At 66.3% G+C, this 24272-nt stretch carries 23 protein-coding genes; 12 read left to right on the forward strand and 11 right to left on the reverse strand.

Going from position 1 to position 24272, the window contains the following annotated elements; all coding sequences use genetic code 11:
• Window positions 1–7: 7 nt before the first annotated feature.
• Entirely contained in the window at window positions 8–1963 is a 1956-nt protein-coding gene (gene acs, locus ACOQOU_RS09020; RefSeq protein WP_109765734.1) for an acetate--CoA ligase, read from the forward strand.
• A 59-nt stretch (window positions 1964–2022) separates the two neighbouring features.
• Here acs and ACOQOU_RS09025 read toward each other — a convergent pair whose 3' ends face one another.
• The 4 genes from ACOQOU_RS09025 to tsaD form a co-directional block, all read right to left on the reverse strand.
• Window positions 2023–2622 (reverse strand): YqaA family protein, encoded by a 600-nt coding sequence (locus ACOQOU_RS09025; RefSeq protein ID WP_158585186.1) that lies wholly within the window; start codon window positions 2620–2622, stop codon window positions 2023–2025.
• Window positions 2623–2707: 85 nt separating this feature from the next.
• Complete coding sequence (locus ACOQOU_RS09030) at window positions 2708–3139, reverse strand: EVE domain-containing protein (RefSeq protein ID WP_109765736.1); 432 nt, start codon at window positions 3137–3139, stop codon at window positions 2708–2710.
• Window positions 3140–3141: 2 nt separating this feature from the next.
• Window positions 3142–4125 carry an NAD(P)H-dependent glycerol-3-phosphate dehydrogenase gene (locus ACOQOU_RS09035; protein ID WP_306025395.1) on the reverse strand — a complete coding sequence of 328 codons (984 nt, stop codon included), beginning with the start codon at window positions 4123–4125 and terminating at the stop codon, window positions 3142–3144.
• Window positions 4126–4155: 30 nt separating this feature from the next.
• Window positions 4156–5238: a tRNA (adenosine(37)-N6)-threonylcarbamoyltransferase complex transferase subunit TsaD gene (gene tsaD, locus ACOQOU_RS09040; RefSeq protein ID WP_109765738.1), complete on the reverse strand. Its 1083-nt coding sequence runs from the start codon at window positions 5236–5238 to the stop codon at window positions 4156–4158.
• A gap of 96 nt (window positions 5239–5334) precedes the next feature.
• On the opposite strand from tsaD, the gene hemC reads away from it, so the two are divergent.
• The 6 genes from hemC (at window position 5335) to ACOQOU_RS09070 (ending at window position 11962) form a co-directional block, all read left to right on the forward strand.
• Window positions 5335–6270: a hydroxymethylbilane synthase gene (hemC, locus tag ACOQOU_RS09045; RefSeq protein ID WP_306025394.1), complete on the forward strand. Its 936-nt coding sequence runs from the start codon at window positions 5335–5337 to the stop codon at window positions 6268–6270.
• Window positions 6271–6273: 3 nt separating this feature from the next.
• Window positions 6274–7017, forward strand: a complete 744-nt coding sequence (locus ACOQOU_RS09050) for a uroporphyrinogen-III synthase (protein WP_306025393.1) — start codon at window positions 6274–6276, stop codon at window positions 7015–7017.
• A gap of 92 nt (window positions 7018–7109) precedes the next feature.
• Window positions 7110–8726, forward strand: a complete 1617-nt coding sequence (locus ACOQOU_RS09055) for a COG4223 family protein (RefSeq protein ID WP_306025392.1) — start codon at window positions 7110–7112, stop codon at window positions 8724–8726.
• Between the two features lie 12 nt (window positions 8727–8738).
• The gene (locus tag ACOQOU_RS09060; protein ID WP_306025391.1) at window positions 8739–10640 is read left to right on the forward strand and encodes a heme biosynthesis protein HemY; all 1902 of its coding nucleotides are present in this window, start codon (window positions 8739–8741) and stop codon (window positions 10638–10640) included.
• Window positions 10641–10731: 91 nt separating this feature from the next.
• A complete protein-coding gene (locus ACOQOU_RS09065; protein WP_109765743.1) occupies window positions 10732–11211 on the forward strand; it encodes a TerB family tellurite resistance protein in 480 nt (159 codons plus the stop codon).
• A complete protein-coding gene (locus tag ACOQOU_RS09070; protein ID WP_306025390.1) occupies window positions 11201–11962 on the forward strand; it encodes a glutamine amidotransferase in 762 nt (253 codons plus the stop codon). Before ACOQOU_RS09065 ends, ACOQOU_RS09070 begins: the two co-directional genes overlap by 11 nt.
• Before the next feature lies 1 nt (window position 11963).
• On the opposite strand, the gene ACOQOU_RS09075 is transcribed toward ACOQOU_RS09070, so the two are convergent.
• Complete coding sequence (locus tag ACOQOU_RS09075) at window positions 11964–13211, reverse strand: MFS transporter (protein WP_306025389.1); 1248 nt, start codon at window positions 13209–13211, stop codon at window positions 11964–11966.
• A 131-nt stretch (window positions 13212–13342) separates the two neighbouring features.
• On the opposite strand from ACOQOU_RS09075, the gene ACOQOU_RS09080 reads away from it, so the two are divergent.
• The gene (locus ACOQOU_RS09080; RefSeq protein WP_109765745.1) at window positions 13343–13636 is read left to right on the forward strand and encodes a YggT family protein; all 294 of its coding nucleotides are present in this window, start codon (window positions 13343–13345) and stop codon (window positions 13634–13636) included.
• Window positions 13637–13640: 4 nt separating this feature from the next.
• Here the strand turns inward: ACOQOU_RS09080 and ACOQOU_RS09085 are convergent, their stop codons facing one another.
• A complete protein-coding gene (locus ACOQOU_RS09085; protein ID WP_109765746.1) occupies window positions 13641–14759 on the reverse strand; it encodes a DUF418 domain-containing protein in 1119 nt (372 codons plus the stop codon).
• Between the two features lie 190 nt (window positions 14760–14949).
• Here ACOQOU_RS09085 and ACOQOU_RS09090 point away from each other — a divergent pair, with 190 nt between their 5' ends.
• Window positions 14950–15465, forward strand: coding sequence for a flavodoxin domain-containing protein (locus tag ACOQOU_RS09090; protein ID WP_306025388.1), 516 nt, complete (start codon window positions 14950–14952; stop codon window positions 15463–15465).
• Between the two features lie 167 nt (window positions 15466–15632).
• Window positions 15633–16655, forward strand: a complete 1023-nt coding sequence (locus tag ACOQOU_RS09095) for an aldo/keto reductase (protein WP_306025522.1) — start codon at window positions 15633–15635, stop codon at window positions 16653–16655.
• 25 nt (window positions 16656–16680) lie between these two features.
• On the opposite strand, the gene ppa is transcribed toward ACOQOU_RS09095, so the two are convergent.
• Window positions 16681–17208 carry an inorganic diphosphatase gene (gene ppa / locus ACOQOU_RS09100; protein WP_306025387.1) on the reverse strand — a complete coding sequence of 176 codons (528 nt, stop codon included), beginning with the start codon at window positions 17206–17208 and terminating at the stop codon, window positions 16681–16683.
• Between the two features lie 366 nt (window positions 17209–17574).
• On the opposite strand from ppa, the gene bcmE reads away from it, so the two are divergent.
• Window positions 17575–19077, forward strand: a complete 1503-nt coding sequence (bcmE, locus tag ACOQOU_RS09105; RefSeq protein WP_306025386.1) for a thiamine pyridinylase — start codon at window positions 17575–17577, stop codon at window positions 19075–19077.
• 114 nt (window positions 19078–19191) lie between these two features.
• On the opposite strand, the gene ACOQOU_RS09110 is transcribed toward bcmE, so the two are convergent.
• On the reverse strand, window positions 19192–20373 hold the full coding sequence (locus ACOQOU_RS09110; protein WP_306025521.1) for a sensor histidine kinase: 1182 nt from the start codon (window positions 20371–20373) through the stop codon (window positions 19192–19194).
• A 166-nt stretch (window positions 20374–20539) separates the two neighbouring features.
• A complete protein-coding gene (locus ACOQOU_RS09115) occupies window positions 20540–21133 on the reverse strand; it encodes a CIA30 family protein (RefSeq protein WP_306025385.1) in 594 nt (197 codons plus the stop codon).
• Between the two features lie 287 nt (window positions 21134–21420).
• Between ACOQOU_RS09115 and ACOQOU_RS09120 the strand changes: the two genes are divergently transcribed.
• Window positions 21421–21654, forward strand: a complete 234-nt coding sequence (locus ACOQOU_RS09120; RefSeq protein ID WP_306025384.1) for a hypothetical protein — start codon at window positions 21421–21423, stop codon at window positions 21652–21654.
• Between the two features lie 19 nt (window positions 21655–21673).
• Here the strand turns inward: ACOQOU_RS09120 and ACOQOU_RS09125 are convergent, their stop codons facing one another.
• Entirely contained in the window at window positions 21674–22180 is a 507-nt protein-coding gene (locus ACOQOU_RS09125; RefSeq protein WP_109769451.1) for a GNAT family N-acetyltransferase, read from the reverse strand.
• Between the two features lie 103 nt (window positions 22181–22283).
• Entirely contained in the window at window positions 22284–24104 is a 1821-nt protein-coding gene (gene typA, locus ACOQOU_RS09130; protein WP_306025383.1) for a translational GTPase TypA, read from the reverse strand.
• Window positions 24105–24272: the final 168 nt, after the last annotated feature.

Here is a 24272-nt window from a genome sequence, read left to right on the forward strand (position 1 = left end):
GTTTTCGATGTCAGGTGAAGTGTATCCGGTCCCCGCGGCGGTCAAGAAGAAGGCGCTGATCGACGATGCGACCTACAAGACCTGGTATCAGCAGAGCGTCGACGACCCCGAAGGCTTCTGGTCCAAGCACGGCCAGCGGATCGACTGGTTCAAGCCCTACACCAAGGTCAAGAACACCTCGTTCACCGGCAAGGTCGCGATCAAATGGTTCGAGGACGGCGTCACCAACGTCTCCTACAACTGCATCGACCGGCATCTGGAAAAGCGCGGCGACCAGGTGGCGATCATCTGGGAGGGCGACAATCCCTACGACGACAAGAAGATCACCTATCGCGAACTGCATGACGAGGTCTGCCGGCTCGCCAACGCGATGAAGGCGCGCGGCGTCAAGAAGGGCGACCGCGTCACGCTTTACCTGCCGATGATCCCCGAGGCGGCCTATGCCATGCTCGCCTGCGCGCGGATCGGCGCGGTGCATTCGATCGTCTTTGGCGGCTTTTCGCCCGACGCGCTCGCCGACCGCATCGTCGGCTGCGAGTCCAGCTTCGTCATCACGGCCGACGAAGGCCTGCGCGGCGGCAAGAAGGTTCCGCTCAAGCACAATGTCGATCTGGCCGTCGAGGTGGCCGAGCGCGAGGGGGTCGAGGTCGATACGGTGATGGTCGTCCGGCGCACCGCCGGCAAGATCGAATGGTTCTCCGACCGCGACGTCTGGTACCACGAAGCCGTCAGCGAGCAGAAGCCGGAATGCAAGCCGGCACGCATGAAGGCCGAGGATCCGCTCTTCATCCTCTACACCTCCGGGTCGACCGGTAAGCCCAAGGGCGTTCTGCACACCACCGGCGGCTATCTGGTCTACGCCTCGATGACCCACCAATATGTCTTCGATTGCCAGGACGGCGACATCTACTGGTGCACGGCCGATGTCGGCTGGGTCACCGGCCACTCCTATATCGTCTACGGCCCCTTGTGTAACGGCGCGACGACACTGATGTTCGAGGGCGTACCGTCCTATCCCGACGCTTCGCGCTTCTGGGACGTGGTCGACAAGCACAAGGTGACGATCTTCTACACTGCTCCGACCGCGATCCGCGCGCTGATGGGCGCCGGCGTCTCTTTCGTCAATCGCACCTCGCGCAAGACGCTGCGGCTTTTGGGTTCAGTCGGCGAGCCGATCAACCCCGAGGCGTGGGAATGGTACTACAATGTCGTCGGCGAGAAGAAATGCCCGATCGTCGACACATGGTGGCAGACCGAGACCGGCGGCATCATGATCACGCCGCTGCCCGGCGCCACCAAGCTCAAGCCGGGCTCGGCGACGCGGCCCTTCTTCGGCATCCAGCCGCAGCTGGTCGACAATGAGGGCCAGGTGCATTCGGAGACGGTCGCCGAGGGCAATCTGTGCATCGTCGATTCTTGGCCGGGTCAGATGCGCACGGTCTATGGCGACCATGAGCGCTTCATCCAGACCTATTTCTCCACCTACAAGGGCAAATATTTCACCGGCGACGGCTGCAAGCGCGACGCCGACGGCTATTACTGGATCACCGGCCGCGTCGACGACGTCATCAACGTCTCCGGCCACCGGATGGGAACGGCCGAGGTGGAATCCGCGCTGGTGAGCCACGATTCCGTGTCGGAAGCGGCCGTTGTCGGCTATCCGCACGAGGTCAAGGGCCAGGGCATCTATTGCTATGTGACGCTGATGGGCGGCTATGACGGCGATGACGGCCTGCGCAAGGCGCTTGTCCAGCATGTGCGTCAGGAGATCGGCCCGATCGCTTCGCCCGACAAGATCCAGTTCGCGCCGGGCCTGCCCAAGACACGCTCAGGCAAGATCATGCGGCGTATTCTGAGGAAGATCGCCGAGGACGATTTCGGCTCGCTCGGCGACACATCGACGCTCGCCGACCCCTCCGTGGTCGACGATCTGATCGAGAACCGCCAGAACAAGACCGGCTGACCGGCCCGATCGGCAAAACCGAAAACGGCCCGCCATTGGCGGGCCGTCTGCTTTTCGGGTTACGCAAAGCCGCGTTCGAAATAGACGATCAGGCCGACCGCGCCAAAGAACAGCGCGATCAGCACCGTCAGCGCCAGCGCACGGTTGTTCTGATAGGCGGTCGCGACATGGTCACCGAAAAGGCGGACGACCGCCGCAAGGAAGAAATAGCGGATGCCCCGCGCGATGAGCGTTGCCAGAACGAACAGCGCGAACGGATAGCCCGTCGCGCCGGCCGACACGATCGCAAGCTGGAACGGGATCGGCGGCAACATGCCGACCAGAACGATGGCCAGAAAGCCGTAGCGGTCGAACAGTTCGGCGAAGCGGGCCTGCTCGTCCTGCCAGCCGGCCAGGGCAACGAAGCTGTTGCCGGCCGCTTCCATGAAGAAATAGGCGACGAGATAACCGGCAACCGCGCCGGCAACGGCGCCAAGCGTCACGCTGGTTGCCATGCGCCACACATGGTCGCGCGCATACTGCATCAACGGGATCAGAACGATCTCGACCGGCATGGGCAAAATCGTGGTTTCGCCCGCCGACAGCCAGAACAGGCCGGTGATGCCGGCCCGGCCCTGGCGCACACGCGCCAGCCAGCGTTTGAACGATCGACCCGTCATGTTGGAACGCTCTGGCACCCGTTTTTTTCGCCCGATGTCGCCCGCGATCCGGGCTTTTTTGAGACATGGCCGGCCCTTCGAGGGCTCAGAGCGGCGGGTTGTCGAGCCCGCCCATGCGGCAGACCTCGAGCCACTCATCCTTGGTGACCGGCTGGACCGACAGGCGCATCGAGGTGACAAGCGCCATGTCCGCCAGCTTCGCGTTGGCCTTGACGTCCTTGAGCGTCACCGGCTGCGGCATGTCGCACACCGCCTTTATGTCGACGCACTCCCAGCGCGGATCGTCGGTGGTCGAATCGGGGTGGATTTCGGCGCAGACCTCGGCGATGCCGACGATCTCCAGCCCCTCGTTGGAATGGTAGAAGAACGCCTTGTCGCCCAGCTTCATGGCCCGCATGTTGTTGCGCGCCTGATAGTTGCGGATGCCGTCCCATTCCTCGCCGGCCTCGCCCTTGGCCTTTTGCTGCTCCCAGGACCATTTGAAGGGTTCGGATTTGAAGAGCCAGTAATTGGACATGGTCAGCCTTTTTCGGTTTCGGGTTTGATGGGCCGCGACAAAAGGGTGGTGATCGCGGCATCGACGTCAAGGGTGCCATCGACGATCGCCGCGACGGCGGCGATGATCGGCGCCTCGATGCCATGGTCGCCGGCAATGCGCGCGGCGGTGCCTGCTGTCGCAACGCCCTCGGCAAGCTTGAGCCCGGACGTGTCCTCGCCACGCCCGATCGCCTTGCCATGGGCGAAATTGCGCGACTGGTCCGAGCCGCAGGTCAGGATCAGGTCGCCAAGGCCGGAAAGCCCGGCGAGCGTTTCGGACTGTGCGCCGAGCGCCACCGCAAGCCGGCTCATCTCGGCAAAGCCGCGCGTCGTCAGCGCCGCCTGCGCGCTGGCGCCAAGGCCCCGGCCCGCGACGATGCCCGCGGCTATCGCCAGCACGTTCTTCAGCGCGCCGCCATATTCGACGCCGGCGACATCGCCGCTCGCATAAAGCCGCAGTCCCGGACGGGCAAGCGCCCGGCAGGCGGCGAGCGCGCGCGCTTCGTCCGACATCGCAAGCGTCACGGCGGTCGGCAGGCCGCGCGCCACATCGGCCGCAAAGCTCGGCCCCGACAGGACGGCATTGGCGTTGGCGGGCGCCGTCCGGCCCATCACCTCGGTCATCAGCGCGCCCGAGCCGCGCTCGATGCCCTTGGCGCAGGAGACGAGCAGCATGTGCGGATGAAGATGCGGCACCATCATGGTCAGCACCGCGCGCATCGTCTGGGCCGGCACCGCCAGCAGCACCATGTCGGCATCGGCCAGCGCTGTGCCCGCATCGGTCGTGGCATCGATCGCCTCGGGCAGATCGGCATCGCCCAGATAGAAGCGGTTGCGGCGCTGCGTATTGATCTCACCGACGACGCCGGCATCGCGGCCCCACAGCGCGACGCGCTGTCCGTTCCGCGCCATGGCCGCCGCCAGGGCCGTGCCCCACGCGCCGGCGCCGACCACCGCCACGCTCATCGTCTCGCGCTCCTCATGCCTTGGCGTCCCTCATGCCTTGGCGCCCTTGCGGCCCGAGCCGATCCGCGGCGCGCTGTCGCCGTCGAGCGGCCAGCGCGGGCGCGGCGCAATATCCAGCGGGTCGGATTCGCCGCGCCGGAACCGCTCGAGCCCGGCCCAGGCGATCATCGCCGCATTGTCCGAACAAAGCTCCATCGGCGGCGCGAGAAAGGCAAAGCCATGCTCGGCGCAGACCCGTTCCAGCATCGCGCGGATCGCCTTGTTGGCCGCGACACCGCCGGCGACGACCAGCGTCGGCGAGATGTCGGTGATCTCGGCTCGATAGCGCGCCAGGCTGCGCGTCACCCGGTCTTCCAGCGTCTCGGTTACCGCCTTCTGGAAACCGGCGCAAAGGTCGGCGACGTCCCGGTCGGTCAGCGCGCCCAGATCGGTCGCCGTCTTGCGCAGCGCGGTCTTCAGGCCGGAAAACGAAAAGTCCGGCCGCGCCTCGCCCTTCAATGGCCTTGGCAGTGCGAACCGGTCGGGATCGCCTGTGCTGGCCATCTTCTCGACCGCCGGCCCGCCGGGATAGCCCAGATCCAGCAGCTTGGCCGTCTTGTCGAAGGCTTCGCCGAGCGCGTCGTCGATCGTCGTCGCCCAGCGCTCATAGTCGCCAAGGCCGCGCACCAGGACCATCTGCGTGTGCCCGCCCGAGACCAGCAGCAGCAGATAGGGGAACGGCTGGCCGTCGGTCAGGCGCGGGGTCAGGGCATGGCCTTCCAGATGGTTGACCGCCAGAAACGGCTTGCCGCGCGCCAGCGCGATCGCCTTTCCGGTCATCGTGCCGACGATCAGCCCGCCGATCAGGCCGGGGCCGGCGGTCGCCGCAATCGCGTCGATCGCGTCCCAATCGGTGCCCGCTTCTGAAAGCGCGGCCTTGATCACCCGGTCGAGCTTGTCGGCATGGGCGCGGGCGGCGATCTCCGGCACGACGCCGCCATAGCGGGCATGCTCGCCGAACTGGCTGTAGATGATGTTCGACAGGATCTCGCCGCGCGCATCGCCGGCGCCGGCCCGCACGATGGCGGCGGCGGTTTCGTCGCAGCTCGTCTCGATGCCCAGCACGGTCGGCATGGCGCAAATTCCGATAGGGCGAAGGGTCGATTGCCGCCCTCGGCCAGACAGGTTAGGGAACAGGTCGCCTATCATGGATCGGGGAGCAAGCAAACCGTGGCACAGGGGTCGGAGACGGTCAGGATCGGAACGCGGGGTAGCCCGCTGGCGCTAGCGCAGGCGCACGAGGTGCGTGACCGGCTCGTCGCCGCCCATGGCATGGCGCCCGAGGCGATCGAGATCGTCGTCATCTCGACCAAGGGCGACCGCGTACTCGACCGTGAGCTCAAGGAAATCGGCGGCAAGGGCCTGTTCACCGAGGAGATCGAGGCGCAGCTCCTGTCTGGCGATATCGATTTGGCGGTGCATTCGTCCAAGGATATGCCGACCAAACTGCCCGAAGGTCTGGCGCTGACAGCGTTCCTTGAGCGCGAGGACCCGCGCGACGCCTTCATCGGCAAGGCGGCGCCGACGCTTGACGCGCTGCCCAGGGGCGCCATCGTCGGCACCTCCTCGCTGCGGCGCCAGGCGCTGGTGCGCCGCGCGCGCCCAGATGTCGAAGTGGTCGGCTTTCGCGGCAATGTGCAGACGCGGCTGAAAAAGCTCGAGGACGGCGTCGCGCACGCCACGCTGCTCGCCAATGCGGGTCTGAGGCGCCTTGGCATGGCCGATGTGATCACCGATCTGATCGCGATGGACGTCTTCCCGCCGGCGCCGGGCCAGGGCGCGATCTGCATCGAGGGCCGCACCGGCGACACGCGCACCGACGCGCTGGTCGCGCCGCTCAAGCACATCGCGACCGAAACCGCGCTCACGTGCGAGCGGGCCTTTCTGGCCGCGCTCGACGGCTCCTGCCGCACGCCGATCGCCGGCCATGCCCGGATCGACGGCGATACGATCGATTTTTTCGGCACCATCCTGACGCCGGACGGCACGGTCTCGCACGACATCGCGTCGAGCGGCCCCGCCGGCGATCCCGAAACGCTCGGGCGGACGGCGGGCGACGAATTGCGCGCCCGTGCCGGCGCCGGCTTTTTCGAAAGCTGGACCTGACCGGTGACGGGACGCCGCCCGCGCGTTCTGGTGACGCGGCCCGAGCCGGGCGCATCGCGCACCGCCGCCGCGTTGGGTGAGGCCGGCATCGAAGCCATCATCTGCCCGTTCACCGAAAGCGTAGACCTGCCGGTGAAGGATGCAACGATTGCCGAAGCCGGGCGCAGTGCCGCGGCGGCCGTCACCAGCGCCAAGGCGCTGACCCACGCGCCGCCGGCGCTGGTCGACGCCGTGCGCGCCATGCCGGTCTTTGCGGTGGGCGATGCAACCGCGCGCGCCGCGCGAGAGGCAGGCATGGTCGATGTCAGGTCCGCCGACGGCGACGCCATCGCGCTCGCCGAACTGGTCGGCCATGCCATCCCCGCCGATGCGACCGTCGCCTATATGTGCGGCCGCGTGCGGACGGGCGAACTGGAGCGGCGCCTGTCGGAAACCGGACGCAAGGTCACCTTGATCGAGACCTACACAATACAAAAAGTCAGCCACTTGACTGACAAAATCACGGATGCGCTAAAATGCGCCGATCTCGACGGTATGCTGCTGCACTCCGGCATGTCCGCCCGGCTGCTCGCCGATGCCCTTGAGGCAACGGGTCGCCAACAATTGCTTGAGAACACAACGCTTTTTCTGATTTCCGGGCGCGCCGGCGAGCCCCTTGAAAGGCTTGCGCAGGCGTCGATCATCGCCGCGCCGGCACCGCGTGACGACTCGCTCGTCGAGACGGTGCGGCGACATTTTTCGTCCTGATTGCCGGCACTTGACCAATGACGGCTTTTGATTCCGCACCGCCGTGCTAGAACCGGGCAACATCTGGTCCGCTGGTTCAAGGGAGAGCGTTCATGGCACAGCGCGCAAGACCGTCGCGAGGCGCGGGACGGGGCGGCACTCGCAAGCCCGTCACCATCGATCTCGAGGCGGAGAAGACCGCCGGCGCGACCGCCGGCGGTGCCTCCAAATCGTCGGCCGAAAAGGCTGCGAAGCCCAAGGCGGCGGAACCGGTGGCCATGGAGCAGGCCGCCAAGCCAGGCGCCAGGGCTTCGACCGCCGGGGACAAGGCTTCAGCCACCGGCAATGAAGCTTCGCCATTCGCCAAAGCCGGAGAAGACGGAAAGGCGGAGAAAGCCCAACCGGGCGGAACCGACAGAAGCGGCGACGCAGACACGCCTCGCACCCATCGTGCAGCGCCACCGACCCCTCCCGCGCCCGCGCGGCGCGGCGGTTCGGGCGCCATCGCCGGTGGCATCATCGGCGGCGTGATCGCGCTCGTCGCCGGCGCAGGACTGCAATGGACCGGTCTTTTGCCCTCCTTCGGTTCGGCACCCGCCGAGACCGTCGATCTGGCACCGGTCCAGTCCGAGATCGCGCAGTTGCAGGCGCGTCTCGACGAGATGGCCGCAGCGCCCGCGTCGGGCGAAGCGGCCGTGCCCGCCGAACTGGCCGGCCAGATCGAAGCGGCGGCACAAGCGGCCCGGAGCGCACAGGCCGACAGCGGCAGCGCGCTGTCCGCCATCGAGACGCTGACCGCCGATATCGACGCATTGCGCTCGGCCATGTCGTCGGGCGCCGCCGGCGAAGGTGCCGGACTTGAAACCCTCTCCGGCCGTCTCGACCAGATCGAGGCGCAGGTGACGGGCATGACCGCACAGATGGCGGACCTTTCCGCAAGCGGCGCGGACGCCGCCGGCGCCGAGGCGATGCAGGCGCTCGGCGAAACCGTCGCCGCAGTGCAGGGCGACCTTGATGCGCTGCGCGGCGATCTCGACACGCTGGCCGGCGACGTCGGCACCGTGCGCGACAGCGTTCAGGGCATGGAAACGACGGTCAGTGACGGGCTGGCCGCGCTCGCAGCGCGCATCGACGCCAACGAAGCGGCGCTGTCGGAGGCGCAGGACCGGCTGGCCGAGGGTGGCGCGGATTCCACCGTCGTCGCGCGAGCCATCGCGGCGGCCGGCCTCAAATCGGCCATCGATCGCGGCAGCGCCTTTGCGACCGAGCTCGAAGCCTATGCCTCGGTCGCCGGCGAAGACGAGACCGTGGCGCAGTTGCGCGATTTCGCCGCCTCCGGCGTGCCGACGGTCACGCAACTCTCCGACGGTTTCGCCGCCGTTGCCAACCGGATCGTCGCCACCGGCCAGGGCCTGGACGAAAACGCCTCGCTCGGCGACCGGCTGATGTCGAGCGCCCGGTCGCTGGTGCAGGTGCGTCCGGTCGGCGAGGCCGAAGGCGACACGCCCGGCGCCATCGCCGCCCGCGTCGAAACCCGGCTCAAGGACGGCAATCTCGAAGGCGCGCTGGCCGAATGGGAGACGCTCCCCGATCCGGCCAAGGCCGCCTCGGCGGACTTCATGGACAGGGTCCGCGCGCGCCAGACCGTCGATCAGCTCGTCGCCGGCGCTCTCGCCAACGCCATGTCGGCGGCGCGTCCCTCCGCGCCCCCGGCCGGCGCGACGCAGTAAGGGAGCGTTGCCATGATCAAGGTGCTCATCTTCATCGCGCTGGTTTTCGCGCTCGGCTTCGGCTTTGCCTGGCTCGCCGACATGCCCGGTGATGTCGCCGTCACCGTGGGTGACCAGCTCATCCATGTCTCACTGATGGTCGCCGCCGTCGGCGTCGTTTCAATCGTCGCGGCGATCATGCTGACTTGGTGGATCATCCGCGTCGTCTTCACTTCGCCCGAACGGCTCAACCGCTTCTTCCGCGCGCGCAAGCGCGACCGCGGCTACCAGTCGCTGTCGACCGGCATCATTGCCGCCGGATCGGGCGATCCGGCCACCTCGCGGCGCATGCTCAAGCAGGCGGGCGGGCTTTTGAACGAGACCACCGAGCCGCTGATCCAGCTGCTCGACGCGCAGACAACCCTGCTCGAAGGCAAGCATGGCGATGCGCGGCAGAAGTTCGAGGCGATGCTCGAAGACCCCGAACTGCGTCTTCTGGGCCTGCGCGGGCTTTACATGGAGGCGCAACGGCTCGGCGACCGGGAAGCCCAGAAGCACTATGCGGAAAAGGCCGCCGAACTCGGTCCGCAACTGATCTGGGCCGGCAAGGCGGCGATCGATCTGAAAACCGCTTCGGGCGACTGGGACGGCGCGATCCGCCTGCTCGACAAGCAAAAGGCCGCAAAGCATGTCGCGCGCGAGGACGCCGACCGCAAGCGCGCCGTGCTGCTGACCGCGCTGGCGATGGACAATGCCGAAAGCGATCCGGCCAAATCCAAACAGGCGGCGCTGGAAGCGCACCGTCTGGCGCCGGGTTTCGCGCCCGCCGCCGTCACCGCCGCCGAAGCCGCCTTCCGCCTCAACGAGATGCGGCGGGGCGTCAAGGTTCTGGAAACCTGCTGGCGCAAGGCGCCCCATCCGGACGTGGCGCTCGCCTACGTCAATGCGCGTCCGGGCGATTCGGCGCTCGACCGGCTCAAGCGCGCGCGGCGGCTGGAGGCGATCAAGCCCAACACCACCGAATCCTCGCTCATCGTCGCGCAGATGGCGCTGGAGGCGGGCGAGTTCGAGCAGGCGCGAAAATCGGTCGCCGCGGTCCTGCGCAACGAGCCGCGCGAAAGCGCCTTCATGCTGATGGCCGACATTGAGGATGCCGAGACCGGCGATCAGGGCAAGGTGCGCGAATGGCTGTCGCGGGCCGTGCGTGCCGCGCGCGATCCGGCCTGGACGGCCGACGGCATCGTCGCCGAGAAATGGTCACCCTTCTCGCCCGTCACCGGGCGGATCGATGCGTTTGAATGGAAGGTGCCGGTCGAACGCACCGGCGCGCTGATCGAGAACGATCTCGACCCGATGGTGCCGGGCACGCCTGCAGATGCCGGCCCGTCCGCCGACGCGGAGGAATCGGTCGTACCGGCCCTGCCGGTCGTGGACGCACAGCCCGAGCCGCAAGCCGATGCCGCGCCGGTCAAGACGATCGGCGAGCCGGTCGATCTGGCTGCCCGGGTCGAAGCGGCGCGCGAGGAGCGGACCAGGGCTGCGGGCGACGCGCCCGACGAAACGCCAGCCGCCGACACCGAAACCGCTCCCGAATCGACCGGGATGGACGAGGACCGGGGCACCGAGGACAAGGCCAAGGCCGCACCCGCCATCGAAACGGCCGCCGCGGCGGCGGCCTCTGCAGCGATGGCCAACGGCAAGGCCGGCGACAATGACCCCGCAAGGGCGCAGGCCGGCACATCGCAGCCGCCGGCGGAACCTGCGCCCGCCGCGCCGGCCGCCGACCCGCCCGCCAAGCCGGCCGATAAACCGGACGTCGGCGTCAAGGCAGATGCTGATAGCGGGGAGCAAGCGCCGCTCAAGCCGCCGATCCCGGACGATCCGGGCGTCGAGGATGGCGAGCCGGACAAGCCCCGCCGCTTCCGGTTGTTTTAGGGCGGATTCGGTCTAGATTGGAAGCCAGCGGCGCGCCGGGGTCCGTTCGGCGCGGACGGGCTTTTGGGCCGACAACAGATGGGGCGATGTCATGCTGGACCGGTTCCGGTCGTTTGTCAGGGAACTTGTCGACGGTGCGGATGGCGCGGCCGCCGCCGAACCCGACAGCCCGCAACTTGCGGCTGCGGCGCTGATGTATCACGTCATCCAGGCCGACGGCGTGCTTCGCCCGGTCGAGCGCGAGCGGTTTGCCGCGGTGCTCGGCGAGGAATATTCGCTCGACAAGACCGAACTTGAAACGCTGATCAAGGCAGCGCGCCAGGCCGATGGCGAAGCGGTCGATCTCTACCGGTTTACCTCGATCCTGATGAACACGATGAGCGCCTCCGACCGGATCGGCTTCATCGAGATCCTGTGGGAGATGGTCTATGCCGACGGCGTACGCCACGAGCTCGAAGACAATGTGGTCTGGCGCATCTCCGAACTGCTCGGCGTCAGCGGACGCGACCGCGTGCTGATGCGTCAGCGCGTGCAGGAGCGGCTCGGCATCGAAGGCGGCGATGAAGGCTGACGGCACCACAAGCGCGGCAGCCGGAACCGGGCATGACGCTGGCAACGCCAAAAAGCCCGTTCTGGTCATCCTGCACCAGGAGACATCGTCACCGGGCCGCGTCGGCCAGATGCTCGAGGCGCGCGGACACGCGCTCGACATCCGCCGGCCTCCCATGGGCGACCCGCTGCCCGACACGCTCCAACACCATGCCGGCGCGGTGATGTTCGGCGGCCCGATGAGTGCCAACGATCCCGAAGACTATGTCAAGCGCGAGACCGACTGGCTCGCCGTGCCATTGAGGGAGAACAAGCCGTTCTTCGGCATCTGTCTGGGCGCGCAGATGCTGGTCAACCATCTGGGTGGCACGGTTGCCGGGCGCGACGACGGCCATGTCGAGATCGGCTGGTATCCGCTGGCGCCGACCGAAGCGGGCAAGGCGCTGATGGACTGGCCGGAGATGATCTACCAGTTCCATCGCGAAGGCTTCTCGCTGCCATCGGGCGCCGAGCATCTGGCGACCGCCGATGCCTATCCCAATCAGGCCTTCCGCTACGGCGAGAATGCCTGGGGGGTGCAGTTCCATGCCGAACTGACCCAGGCGATGATGCAGCGCTGGGTGGTGCGCGGCGCGCACCGGTTCGAGCTGCCGGGCGCGCAGATCGGGCGCGACCATCTGCATGGACGCCTGCACCACGACCACGCCGTGCGCCGGTGGCTGGCCGACTTTCTCGACATCGTCTTCGAGCGGGAAACCGCGGTCGCCCGGTGATCTATTCCTGCCGGTCGAGACGCCGCACGTCGCGCAATTGCGGGAAGAGCAGCGCCCAGCCGGCGGCGACGGCAACCGAACTGATGCCGCCAATGACCACCGCAGGCACGGCGCCGATCCAGGCGGCGACAAAACCGGCGCGCATGTCGCCCAACTCGTTCGAGGCGCCCAGAAACACGATGTTGACCGCATTGACCCGGCCGCGCACCTCGTCGGGCGTCCATATCTGCAGCACCGTCTCGCGGATATAGACGCTGATCATGTCGAAGGCGCCGATCAGCGCCAGCGCGATCACCGACAGCCAGGCGAGCTGCGACAGACCGAAGACGATGGTGAAGACACCGAACAGGCCGACCGACACGAGCAGGATGCGGCCGGCATGGTCGCGCACCGGCGATGTGGCGAGCCAGACCGCCATCAGCACCGCACCGGCGCCGGGCGCCGCGCGCAACATGCCGAGTGCCCATGGCCCGGCCTCGAGCACATCGCGCGCGAAGATCGGCAGCAGCGCGACGGCGCTGCCCAGGAACACGGCAAACAGGTCGAGCGAGATGGCGCCGAGCACAACCTTCTGGTCGCGAATGTAGCGCAGGCCCGCAAACAGCGAATCGAACGTCACCTTGGTGATGTGGGAGCGTTCGGCCGGCTTGGGGATCGTCAGGACAAGCGCGGTGGCCACCGCCAGCATCAGCGCCGAGACCGCATAGGTGAAGGTCGCGCCGATGCCGTAAAGAAGACCGCCGGCGACCGGACCGAGAATGGACGCGGTCTGCCAGGCCGAGGAATTCCACGCCACCGCATTGGGAAAGACACGCTGCGGCACCAGATTGACGACCAGCGACTGCGAGGCCGGCGCGAAGAAGGCCCGCGCGATGCCGAAGCCGAACAGGGCGACAAAGATCGGCATCGGCGAGGTCAGCCCGCGCCAGGAAAAGTACAGGATCGCCAAGGCGCACAGGAATGCCAAAGCGGTCGACGCGGCCATCACCGTACGCCGGCCATAGCGGTCTGCCACCGTGCCGGTGACCAGCACCAGAAGCAGCAGCGGCAGGAACTGCACCAGTCCGATAATGCCCAGATCGAGCGGATCGCGCGTCAGGTCGTAGACCTGCCAGCCGACCGCGACCGCCACCACATAGGTGGCGAACGTGGTGGCGAACCGCGCCGTCCAGTATTTGACATAGGCCGGATAGGCGAATGCCTCGAAACGCCCCGGAGCCGGCTCGCCGGTTGCACCATCATCGCTCATCGCGCGGCGATAGGCGTTTTGGCCGGCCGGCACAAAGGCTTTTTTGTCCGGGAGCGCAAGGGTGCCGCCACGCTTGCCGATCGGGCCCGGTGCGCCTATGTGAGGGCGTCCCGGCGAAAAGGAGAACGAGCGTGGGCCTGACGATCATCAACACACTTCTGTTTGCGCTCAACATCTACACGTGGATCGTGATCGGCGCGGTGATCTTCTCGTGGCTCTACGCCTTCAACGTGGTCAATTCGTCGAACCGCTTCGTCTCGATGCTGGGCGAGTTTTTCTACAAGGCGACCGAACCGCTGCTGCGGCCGATCCGGCGTTTCCTGCCCGATCTGGGTGGCATCGACATCTCGCCGATCGTCCTGTTCATCGGCATCTATTTCGTCGGCCAGATCGTCCGCAACGTGCTGGCCCCGGCGATTATCTGACGCCTCAGGCTGCGCCTGCAACGCCGCGCCGGCTGATCCACCGCAACGCCCATTCGAACGGGCCCAATGCGAAACGCATGCGCCACAGGGCGACAAGCACGATCAGCGCGATCGTCACGCCGATTGCGATCAGCACGGCGGCGGCCGGACCGACAGCGTCCCAAAGGCCGAGCCCGTAGGGCGCAAAGATCGTCGACAGAAGGATCGACTGGCCCAGATAGATGGTCAGGCTGGAACCGCCGGCGGTCAGGAGCCGCGCCATGAAGGGTCCCGGCGGGCGGGCCAGCGCTGCGATCAGGCCCAGATAGCCGAGCGTCGTCAACGGCGCGACGAGCACGACCAGCAACTCTCCCATCAGGGGGTCGTGCCACTGCCAGATCGCCGCCGCCGAAAGGCTGAGGGCCAGACCGGGCACAAGGCACCAGCGCCGCGCCTTCTGCCAGACCGGATGGCCCGGCGCGTCGATCAGCCCGGACTTGACCGCCGCCAGCCCAAGGCAGAACCAGCCAAGCGCCGCCATGCCCTGTGCCAGCAGTACGAAGATGAAGGCGATGACGAACATCACCGCCCGGAAGCCCAGAACCTGCGCCAAGGACCCTTCGGTCATGATGTAGCGTTCGAGCGCGGCGGCTTCTGCCGGCGCGGTCGGAAACGCGGCGATCATCGCCATGGTCAAAACGAGCTGCACGACCAGAAGGATGGTACCCAGCCGGATGAGGCGGCCGGCCGGCCAGGTGCGAACCCGGTAGAGGATCGCGCCGGTGATCGCATAGGCAACCAGAATGTCGCCGGGAAAGAACAGGAGCCCGTGGGCCAGCCCGAACAGGGCCAGGCCCATCATTCGGTTGCGGTAGAACTGGCCGAAGACCAGGCCCCGCTTCTCCGCCGAGCGCATCTGGAAGGCCAGCCCGACGCCGAACATGAAGGAAAAGAGCCCGTAGCTCTTCAGAAGAGCCAGCCCGCCGACCAGCCATGCCGCCACCGCATCGGCCGGGCTCTGTTGCGTTGCGCCGACAAAGCCCTCTTCGATCGGATAGGCCATGAACTGGACATTGACGACGACGATGCCGAACAGCGCGAACAGGCGCAGATAGTCTGGCATCAGGGCGCGGTCTGTGGTCATCGATCGGCTCCGGCATCGGTGGGACCAGGCCACCGTTGCGCGCGGATGCGCCGGGGCGGGTTGCCATCGGCCTTAACCCGCCAGGGCATCGATTGCAAAGTCGGCCGGGCGCTTCTCGCGTTAACACCGATCAATGCGAAGCGGGGCCGTTCCGCTAGGTTCCACGCATGTCCCAGCACACGGTGATGTCATGAAGGGTGCCATCTTCTACGCCACCAGATATGGCAGCACCGGCCAGTATGCGCGGTGGATCGCCGAGGCGACGGGGCTCGACGCATACGACATCGACGCCGGCGGGGCATCGATCGGGGATTTCGATTTTCTCGTCCTTGGCAGCCCGGTCATCTATCACAAGCTGATGTTCTGGAAATGGGTGCGGCGCCATCTCGACACAATCGCCAAAAAACCGGTGATCGTGTTCACCGTGTCTGGCGTCTCGGCGGGCGAAAAGCTCGACGGCTGGATCGCCGAAAGCCTGCCGCAGGACCTGATCGACAGGATGCATCATGTGGCGCTGCGCGGACGGCAGGACCCCAGGGAACTGACCCGTTATGACCGGATGATGCTGATCATCGGAAGCCTGATGAACCGGGACAGGCAGGCGGCACGCGAGGAACTGCACGGCTTCGACTTCATGGACAAGGACAGCATCGGACCGGTCGTTGCGCTCGTCGAGCGATTGAAGGCCGGCGAAACGGCGGCCTAGCGCGTCCGCCGTCGCCCAAATGTGAAAAGCGCTTTTCAGAACGCGCCCTTGTGCGCCGGCAAGCCAGCGTCTCACATTGCCGCTGGCGCCGATCGGACGACCATGCCGGCGCCTCCGCCACCGAGGGGAGACAGGGATTGACGCAGCGCACCGCAAGCCAGATGGCCATGCCGGTCCGACAGTTGGGCCGCGGCGGCCCCGTCGTTTCGCAACTGGCATTGGGCACCATGACCTTCGGGGTCGAGACCGACGAGGCGGAGGCGTTCCGCCAGCTTGACCTCTTCGTCGACCGCGGCGGCACCTTCATCGACACGGCCGATGTCTATGGCAAGGGCGCGTCCGAGCGGATCATCGGCAACTGGGCGCGCCAGCGCGGCGGGGTTGACGACCTGATCGTCGCGACCAAGGGGCGCTTCGCCCCGCCGCCCGGCAGCCATGGAGCGTCAAGGCGGGCGCTTGTCCGGTCGGTCGATGCAAGTCTCAAGCGTCTCGGCGTCGAGGCCATCGACCTCTATTACGTCCATGGCTGGGATCGGCACACGGAAGTGGAGGAGACGCTGGCGACGCTCGGCGATCTGGTGCGCGCCGGCAAGGTCCATGCTGTCGGCTGGTCCAATGTCGCCGGGTGGCAGTTGCAGAAGATCGTGTCGGCGGCCCGCGCCGGCGGCTATCCGGTTCCGGTCGCCCTCCAGCCGCAATACAACCTGCTCGAGCGCGGCATCGAGATCGAAGTGCTGCCATGCGCGCTGGAGGCCGGCATCGGCGTCGTGCCCTGGTCGCCGCTTGGCGGCGGCTGGCTGACCGGCAAGTACGGGGCCGACCGGCGCCCCGCCGGCGCCACGCGGCTGGGCGAGGATCCGGACAGGGGCGTGGAGGCCTATGAGCTGCGCAACACCGCGCGCACCCACGCAATCCTTGACGTGCTTCGGTCGATCGCCGCGCGCTACCGGCGCCCGCCGGCGCATGTCGCGATTGCCTGGCTGCTGGCGCGTCCCGGCGTCGCCACCGTTCTTCTGGGCGCACGCACCGCCGAACAGCTCGAAGGCAATCTCGGCGCCGTCGATCTGGCGCTGGAACCCGATGATCTCAGCGCGCTGGGCGAGGTGTCATCGGCTCCGCTGCCGGCCTATCCCTACAGGTTCCTCGAGGACTGGTCGGGGATCGATGTCTGGAAGCGGCTGCAAGGCTGAGCCGCCGGGCCGGTCGGCGGCACCGTCAGCCCTTGGCCCGCTCGATCGCCTCGACGATCAGCTTTTCCGCTGTCTCCCGGTTCTGCCAGCCGCCCAGCTTGACCCACTTGCCGGGCTCGAGATCCTTGTAGTGCTCGAAGAAATGCTCGATCTGCTGCAGCGTGATCTCCGGCAGGTCGGTATAGTCCTTGACGCCGTCATAACGCTTGGTCAGCGCGGGCGAGGGCACGGCGATGACTTTCTCGTCCTGTCCCGAATTGTCCTCCATCAGCATCACGCCGATCGGCCGCACATTGATCACGCAGCCCGGGATCAGCGGCCGCGTGTTGCACACCAGAACGTCGATCGGGTCGCCATCGTCGGACAGCGTGTGCGGCACGAAGCCGTAATTGCCCGGATAGGCCATCGGCGTATAGAGGAACCGGTCGACGACCAGCGTGCCCGCGTCCTTGTCCAGCTCATATTTGATCGGATGGCCGCCCAGCGGCACCTCGATGATGACGTTGACATCGTGCGGCGGCGTGTCGCCGATGGAAATGGCGTCGATGCGCATGGGGGTCTCCGCTCGGAGCGCCTCGGCCACGGGCTGGCCGCCCTGCGGTTCGAAAGCGCGACAAAAAACATGAAATCGCCGCCCGTTGATAGCCGCGCGCCCACCGCACCGCAACACGACCTTGGGCGTGGGGCGGCGGGACGCGGCCCGCCGGCGGGTCCAGTCGGATAGTGGTCTTCGAATATACTACAGCAATATCGTCAAAACATAATTTCGAGGAAAGCCTTTCAATGCAGTTTTATATATGACACAATCAATTTCGCATGAGACTGTTTCTTTTATAGTCACATGGTAAGCCGTTTTTGACAAAGTAGATTTTGGAAATGCTTTCGTTTGCCATGCAGGCGGAGCGTGGGAGGTGTTGCCGTGAAACTGTTCGCAAGAGCCTGTGCGCTGGCCTTGTTGCTTGTCCCGTTCGCTCCGTCCCAGAGGGCGCTGGCGCAGAACTGCGGCACCCCCTGCACCGACGGCGAGCAATGCATCGCCGCCGGGCTTTACCCTTATGTTCCGGACATCGATGCCTTCGCGTCGTCCATCTGCTCGGCATGGGCGGCGGCAGGCCAGACCGAAAAGTTGTACCTGATCACCGACGGCAATGTCTGGGACGGCGGCTATTCGTCCGACCCGGTCTACACCAATGGCAGCGGGACGCAGGCCCCCATCGACGTGTTCGTCTTTGACGCGATGTATCTCGATTACTGGAAGACGCAGACGACGCCGGTGCCCGCCAGCTCGATCTCCGACGCCTCCGATTTCGTCGAATATGCGCAGAAGGCGCTGACCCGGAACGACGGCAGCATGTTCGCCCTGCCCATGCTGGGCTGTACCAACATCATGTTCTACCGGGATGGCGATACCGACATGGACGGCGTGAGCACGCTGCCCGAATTCCTGTCGGTCAACCCGGCCGGCGTCTATATCAGCCCGGTGCCGTTCGACCGGACCGGCGCCATGCTCAACATATCGGGCAAGACGACGATCGCCGTCGACTACATGGTCAAGGGGCTTCTGGACAATGGCGCGTGGCCGTCGATGAACCCGCTCGACCAGTCGATCGTCGATGCGCTGGCCAGGCTTTCCGAAAGCGCGAGCTGGTACAATGCGCTGACCGGCGCCATCCCGTCGCTGCCGGGCGTGGAGGATCAGTATGTCCGCGCCGGCTATTTCAGCGAAGGCTATGGCCGGACGTCGATCGGCTTTTCGGAAAGCATGTCGCAGATGTCCGATGCGACGCGCGGGATGCTCAAGCTGCGCGCCTTTCCATGGAGCAAGGACACCGGTGTGCCGAACATGTTCTATGCCGACGTGGTCGGCGTGAACAGCAATTCGACTTTCCTTGCGGGCGGCGGAACGCTTCCCTTCACGCTGGCCAACCTGATGACGGAACAGACCGTCGTCCAGAACGCGATCGCGCCACCGTCCGGGGATCTGTCCTATCTGTTCCCGGCCCGCACCAGCATCCTGGATGCGCTGAGCGCGCAGGACCCGCTCTATGCCCAGATGAAGGCGGTGCTGACCGGAAACGACGCGATCCTCGTCAACATGCCGACGACCGACCGGGATGCGTTCCACACGTTCGGCGGCACCGTCGAAACCGCCGTCAGGGGCGCCTTCAGCGGAAGCTGCGATCTGGAGAGCACGACATTTCCCGGCTCCGACGCCGAAGCGCCGGCCATCTGCAACCCGCTGTGCGCGAGCAGCGGCGGCTGGATCGGTTCGTGGACCAACCGGTCGCCGCCGGCCTGGCCGGGCTATTCGGCCTGCGGATGCGCCCAGTGCACCGCCGACACGCCGCTGCCTGCCGGTGCGGACGAACCCTCGGCGATGATCACGTCCGGCCCGGAGCTGCGGCGCTACCACCGGAACTGACCGGACCGGACGGTCCGGCGCGCAGCGGCACGGTGCGGCGGATGCCGGAACAGCCCATCCGCCGCCGAAAGGCCGGGCAGTCTGCCCGGGCACAGGTCGGCCCGCTATGGGTCTTCAGGCCAAACCGAAATCCCTGTCGACGATGCGCGCCGCCAGATCCGCATCGCCGTCGCGGTTCACATTGTCCTTCAATGCCGACAGGGGCAAGATGAGCTCATAGGTCAGCGTGCTGTCCTCCACCTCGCGTCGCGCACTGCCGCGAAGAACGGTCGGAACGATCTTCGTCAGCAAGCGGCTTCCAAATCCGCCCGATCCCGCATCCGCAAAAGATCGCGCTGCCGCCTCGGAGATTTCCTCGTCCCACCGCAGCACGAGACGCTCGGCGTCGTCGCCATCGGCCGCCAGCTTTGTCCACGACACGCTGATCGCTCCGGCATCGGCGGAAAGCGCACCGTATTTCTGGGAGTTGGTGGCCAGTTCGTGAAGCGCCAGGCTGATCTGCTGGGCAGCCTCCGAGCCGGCATCGATCGGCTGGCCTTCGACCTTGATCCGGTCGCCATATGTCATCAGAACCGGCTCTAACTGCGTCCTGACCACCTGACCCAGATCGGCCGAGGTCCGCGTTTCGCCCTTCATGACGATCGATGTCGCATCGGCCAGCGCATTGAGCCGCCCGATGAAGGTATCGATGAAACCGCCGGCATCGCCATGACTGCGCGCACTCTGCCGCGCGATCGAGGAAACCACGGCGATCAGGTTCCGGCTGCGATGAACCGCCTCGCGCGTCGAAATGGCAAGCTGGGCGTTCGCGCGCTTCAGTTCCGCCGTTCGCTCCTCGACCTCGGCCTCAAGATTGTGCTGGGCCTGCCGCAACTTCGCCAGCGTGGCTTCATGCGCCGCGATCTCCCGTTTCAGGTTCTGGTTCGCCTCCTGAAGCTCGCTGGGTGTCGGAATCGTGATCAGCGTCGGCACCAGGCGGAACAGGACGATCGCGGTCGCCGCCGAGACCAGACCCGTTGCCAGCTTCACATAGCCCTGCAGCGGATAGATCGGGATCCAGAGCGTGACGATGGACAATGCATGGGTCAGTCCGCACAGCAAGATGAACCCGGCAAAAAGCCCGACCAGACCGCGATGTTTCAGGTCCGGCCGCTGGCGCAGCACGCTGAGCAGAGCCAGCGGTATGGCGAAATAGGAGATGAAGATCAGCAAGTCGGACCCTGCCCACAAGATGACAAGCCAGGGCTGCCACGAGAGGCACATGCCATGCGGCATGTATTGAGAAAACGCGGTCATGATCTGCACGGTGGTCGTCTCCGGTCGCTCGGTTCTTCGGCAATACGGCGCGGCGTGCGCCATTATGCTGACGCGGCGTCAACGCCTATCATACCGCGCGTCCCGATACAGCGAAATCGCATGCATGCCGCCCCGCCCGTTCCAAGCGCCACGGCGAACGCAACGGTCAGGAAAAGAAGCGTACGCCGCCAACCGCGATATCGGCGCCGAACTCGCGGCCGATGGCGACTATGCCGATGCGGCGGAGCCGGGCGACATTGAGCGGCGCCGGGGTCCGATGGCCCTCGAAGCCGGCAAACGGCAGCCGGTATGTCCGCCAGCCGGACCCGGCATGGAAGCCTTGCCTGTAGGACTGCCACGGCCGGCGCAGATCGTCGGTGCGCAGGTGCACATTGTAGCGCTCGCCATTGCCGTTCGCATCGACCGCGATGCCGGCGAAACCGCTCGCATCCACCGATGCCCCCGTGTCCGAAAGATCGAGTGAAAGCTGGATGAAGCCGCCATTGTTGTCGAGGCTGACCTGCCCGGTCAGACGCAGCGCGGGCCGGCCCTCGATCGCCTCGCACGTCATCGCTCCGCGCGAAACCCCGCCCATCACCCCGTCGGCGGCATAGCGCCATGTGGCCCCGTTCGAGGCGAGCGGGCCGGGCCGGCTGAAATCGTCGATGACGGCCTGGGTCTCGGCCATGGCGGCTCCGGTGCCCTTGGCGATGGCGGCGCCCGCTCCAGCAAGGCCGAGCGCCGTCCGGCGGGTGATCATGGCGCCATCACAATCGAAAACCGCCCCGGGCGCAACGCCGGTTTGGGGAGGGACCGGCGGCCCTTGGGGTCTTGCCGCCACGCGGACGTTGCGGCGGAATTTGGGGGCATTCCATACACAGGTGAGCCGGATGGTCCGCCACATGGCGAAGCGGGCTGCGCGGCGTCGTCAGATCGCGGATTTGCGCGTCCAGCTCGGTTCGCACGCAAAGCCGTCCCATGTTTTGAGACTTGAATGCTCCGTAGTGAGTGCAGCAAGTGCGATGAGATCAGCATGTGGAGGTGGAAATGGCCGACAACGCGGACTGGATAGACGACCTGAAAAGGATGCGGGATGAACTGCGTCTTCAACTGCATCTTGGCGCACGCGAAGCCGAAGACGAGTGGGACGAACTGATGAAGGACTGGGACAGATTTGCCAGTCGCGCGCAGTTCGACGAATCGGCCGAGGAGGTCGGTGAGGCCGCCAAGGAGCTTGGTCTGAAAATGAAGGAAGCTTACGACCGGATGCGGGAGGCCTAGAACCGGCCACAAGTGCCGCTCAATTCCAGACGTAGGCGATCTTGGCCAGCTTGCGGCCGTCGAACACCTCGGCGCCTTCGGCCACAGGCTGGCCGCCCTGGCCGCGATAGAAGTCCGTCGCGCCGATATTTTCCGCCAGCGCCCACACGACCAGGCCCTTGCAGCCATGGCTCGCAAGCTGGCCGCGCGCGGCGGCGAACAGGCGGCTGCCGAAACCGACGCCCTGATATTCGGGGCGCAGATAGATCTCGTAGACCTCGCCATCCTGCGGCAGGGCGCGCGCCCGGTTGAGACCGTAGGTGACATAGCCGGCGATCATGCCGCCCAGATCGAGCACCATCACCGACGTGCCGCGCCGGATCGCGCGCTGCCACCAGCGATGGTCGCGCCGGCCGATCATGCCGCGCAGCGATGTGTGGGGGATGATGCCCGCATAGGCGTTCTGCCACGCTTCGGCATGCACCTCGGCGATCCCGGGCGCATCGCGCGGGTCTGCGGGGCGTATGTCGATCGTCAGCGCGGTCATGATTTGTTAACCATGAGCCAGCGCGCCGCGTCGGGCAAGAGCGTTTTGCCCCCGCGCCGATCAATTTCACATCCTGTTGACGTGCCCGGCGGTCGACCGCCGGTCAGGCGCTGGCGCGGGTCTTTTCGAAGCGCTTGCGCTCGTGCGGATCGAGATAGAGCTTGCGCAGGCGGATCGATTTGGGCGTCACCTCGACCAACTCGTCGTCCTGGATCCACGACAGGGCGCGTTCCAGCGTCATCCTCACCGGCGGGGTCAGCTTGACCGCATCGTCCTTGCCGGCGGCACGCACATTGGTCAGCTTCTTGCCCTTGAGCACGTTGACTTCCAGATCGTTGTCGCGCGTGTGGATGCCGACGATCATGCCCTGATAGACCTTGACGCCCGGATCGATGACCATCGGACCCCGGTCCTCGAGGTTGAACAGCGCATAGGCGACCGCCTCGCCCGGCTCGTTGGCGATCAGAACGCCATTGTTGCGGCCCGCGATGGTGCCCTTGAACGGCGCATATTCATGAAACAGCCGGTTCATGATCGCCGTGCCCTTGGTGTCGGTCAGAAGCTCGGACTGGTAGCCGATCAGCCCGCGCGTCGGCGCATGGAAGACCAGCCGCACCCGGTCGCCGCCGGACGGCTTGAGCTCGATCATCTCGCCCTTGCGTTCGCTCATCTTCTGGACGACGGCGCCCGAATGCTCCTCGTCGACATCGACGACGACCTCTTCGATCGGCTCGAGCGTTGCGCCGTCCTCGCCGGTCTGCATGACGACCCGCGGCCGCGAAACCGCCAGTTCGAACCCTTCGCGGCGCATCGTCTCGATCAGGACCGCAAGCTGCAACTCGCCCCGGCCGGAGACGTGGAAGGCGTCCTTTTGCTCGGAATCCTCGATTCTAAGGGCCACATTGCCCTCGGCCTCCTTCATCAGCCGGTCGCGGATGACGCGGCTGGTCACCTTGTCGCCTTCGGTGCCCGCGAGCGGCGAATCGTTGACGATGAAGCTCATCGTCACGGTCGGCGGGTCGATCGGCTGCGCTTCAAGCGGCTCGGTCACCGACGGGTCGCAGAACGTGTCGGCGACCGTGCCCTTGGAAAGGCCCGCAATGGCGACGATGTCGCCGGCCCGGCCTTCGTCGATCGGCTGGCGCTCGAGGCCGCGAAAGGCGAGGATCTTGGAGACACGGCCGGTTTCCAGCGTCTTGCCGTCCCCGTCCATCACCTTGATGGTCTGGTTCGGCTTGACCGCGCCCGAATGGATGCGGCCGGTGATGATGCGGCCCAGGAACGGATTGGCCTCGAGGATCGTGCCGATCATCCGGAACGGGCCGTCGCCGACGGAAGGTTCGGGCACGTGGTCGAGCACCAGGTCGAACAGCGGCGCAAGCGAGGCGTCTGACGGCTTGTCCGGTCCGGCGGCCATCCAGCCGTCCCGGCCGGAGCCGTACAGGATCGGAAAATCGAGCTGTTCGTCATCGGCGTCGAGCGCGGCGAACAGGTCGAACACCTCGTTGATCACCTCGTCCGGGCGCGCGTCGGGCCGGTCGATCTTGTTGACGGCGACGATTGGCCTGAGGCCCACCTTGAGCGCCTTGCCGACGACGAACTTGGTCTGCGGCATCGGCCCTTCGGCGGCATCGACCAGCACGATCGCCCCGTCCACCATGTTCAGGATGCGCTCCACCTCGCCGCCGAAATCGGCGTGGCCGGGCGTGTCGACAATGTTGATGCGCGTATCCTGCCAGGTCACCGAGGTGGCCTTGGCAAGGATCGTGATGCCGCGCTCCTTCTCGATGTCGCCGGAATCGAGCGCGCGCTCCTCGACGCGCTCATTGTCGCGGTAGACGCCGGACTGTTTGAGAAGTTCGTCGACCAGCGTCGTCTTGCCATGGTCGACATGCGCGATGATCGCGATGTTGCGAAGGGCCATTGAATGTCTCGGAAAAGCGGCTGTTGTTGCGCCGCATATAGGCGGGCTGCGCCCGGAAGGCCAGCCTTATCGGCAGGCCCTGTCCTCGCCCTTCGAGGCTCGCAAACATCCCTCATCCTGAGGTGCGAGCAACGCGAGCCTCGAAGGACGAGGGATGTTTGCTCGCAC

The sequence above is a fragment of the Oceaniradius stylonematis genome (assembly GCF_965223445.1).
GTDB classification, from domain to species: domain Bacteria; phylum Pseudomonadota; class Alphaproteobacteria; order Rhizobiales; family Rhizobiaceae; genus Roseitalea; species Roseitalea stylonematis.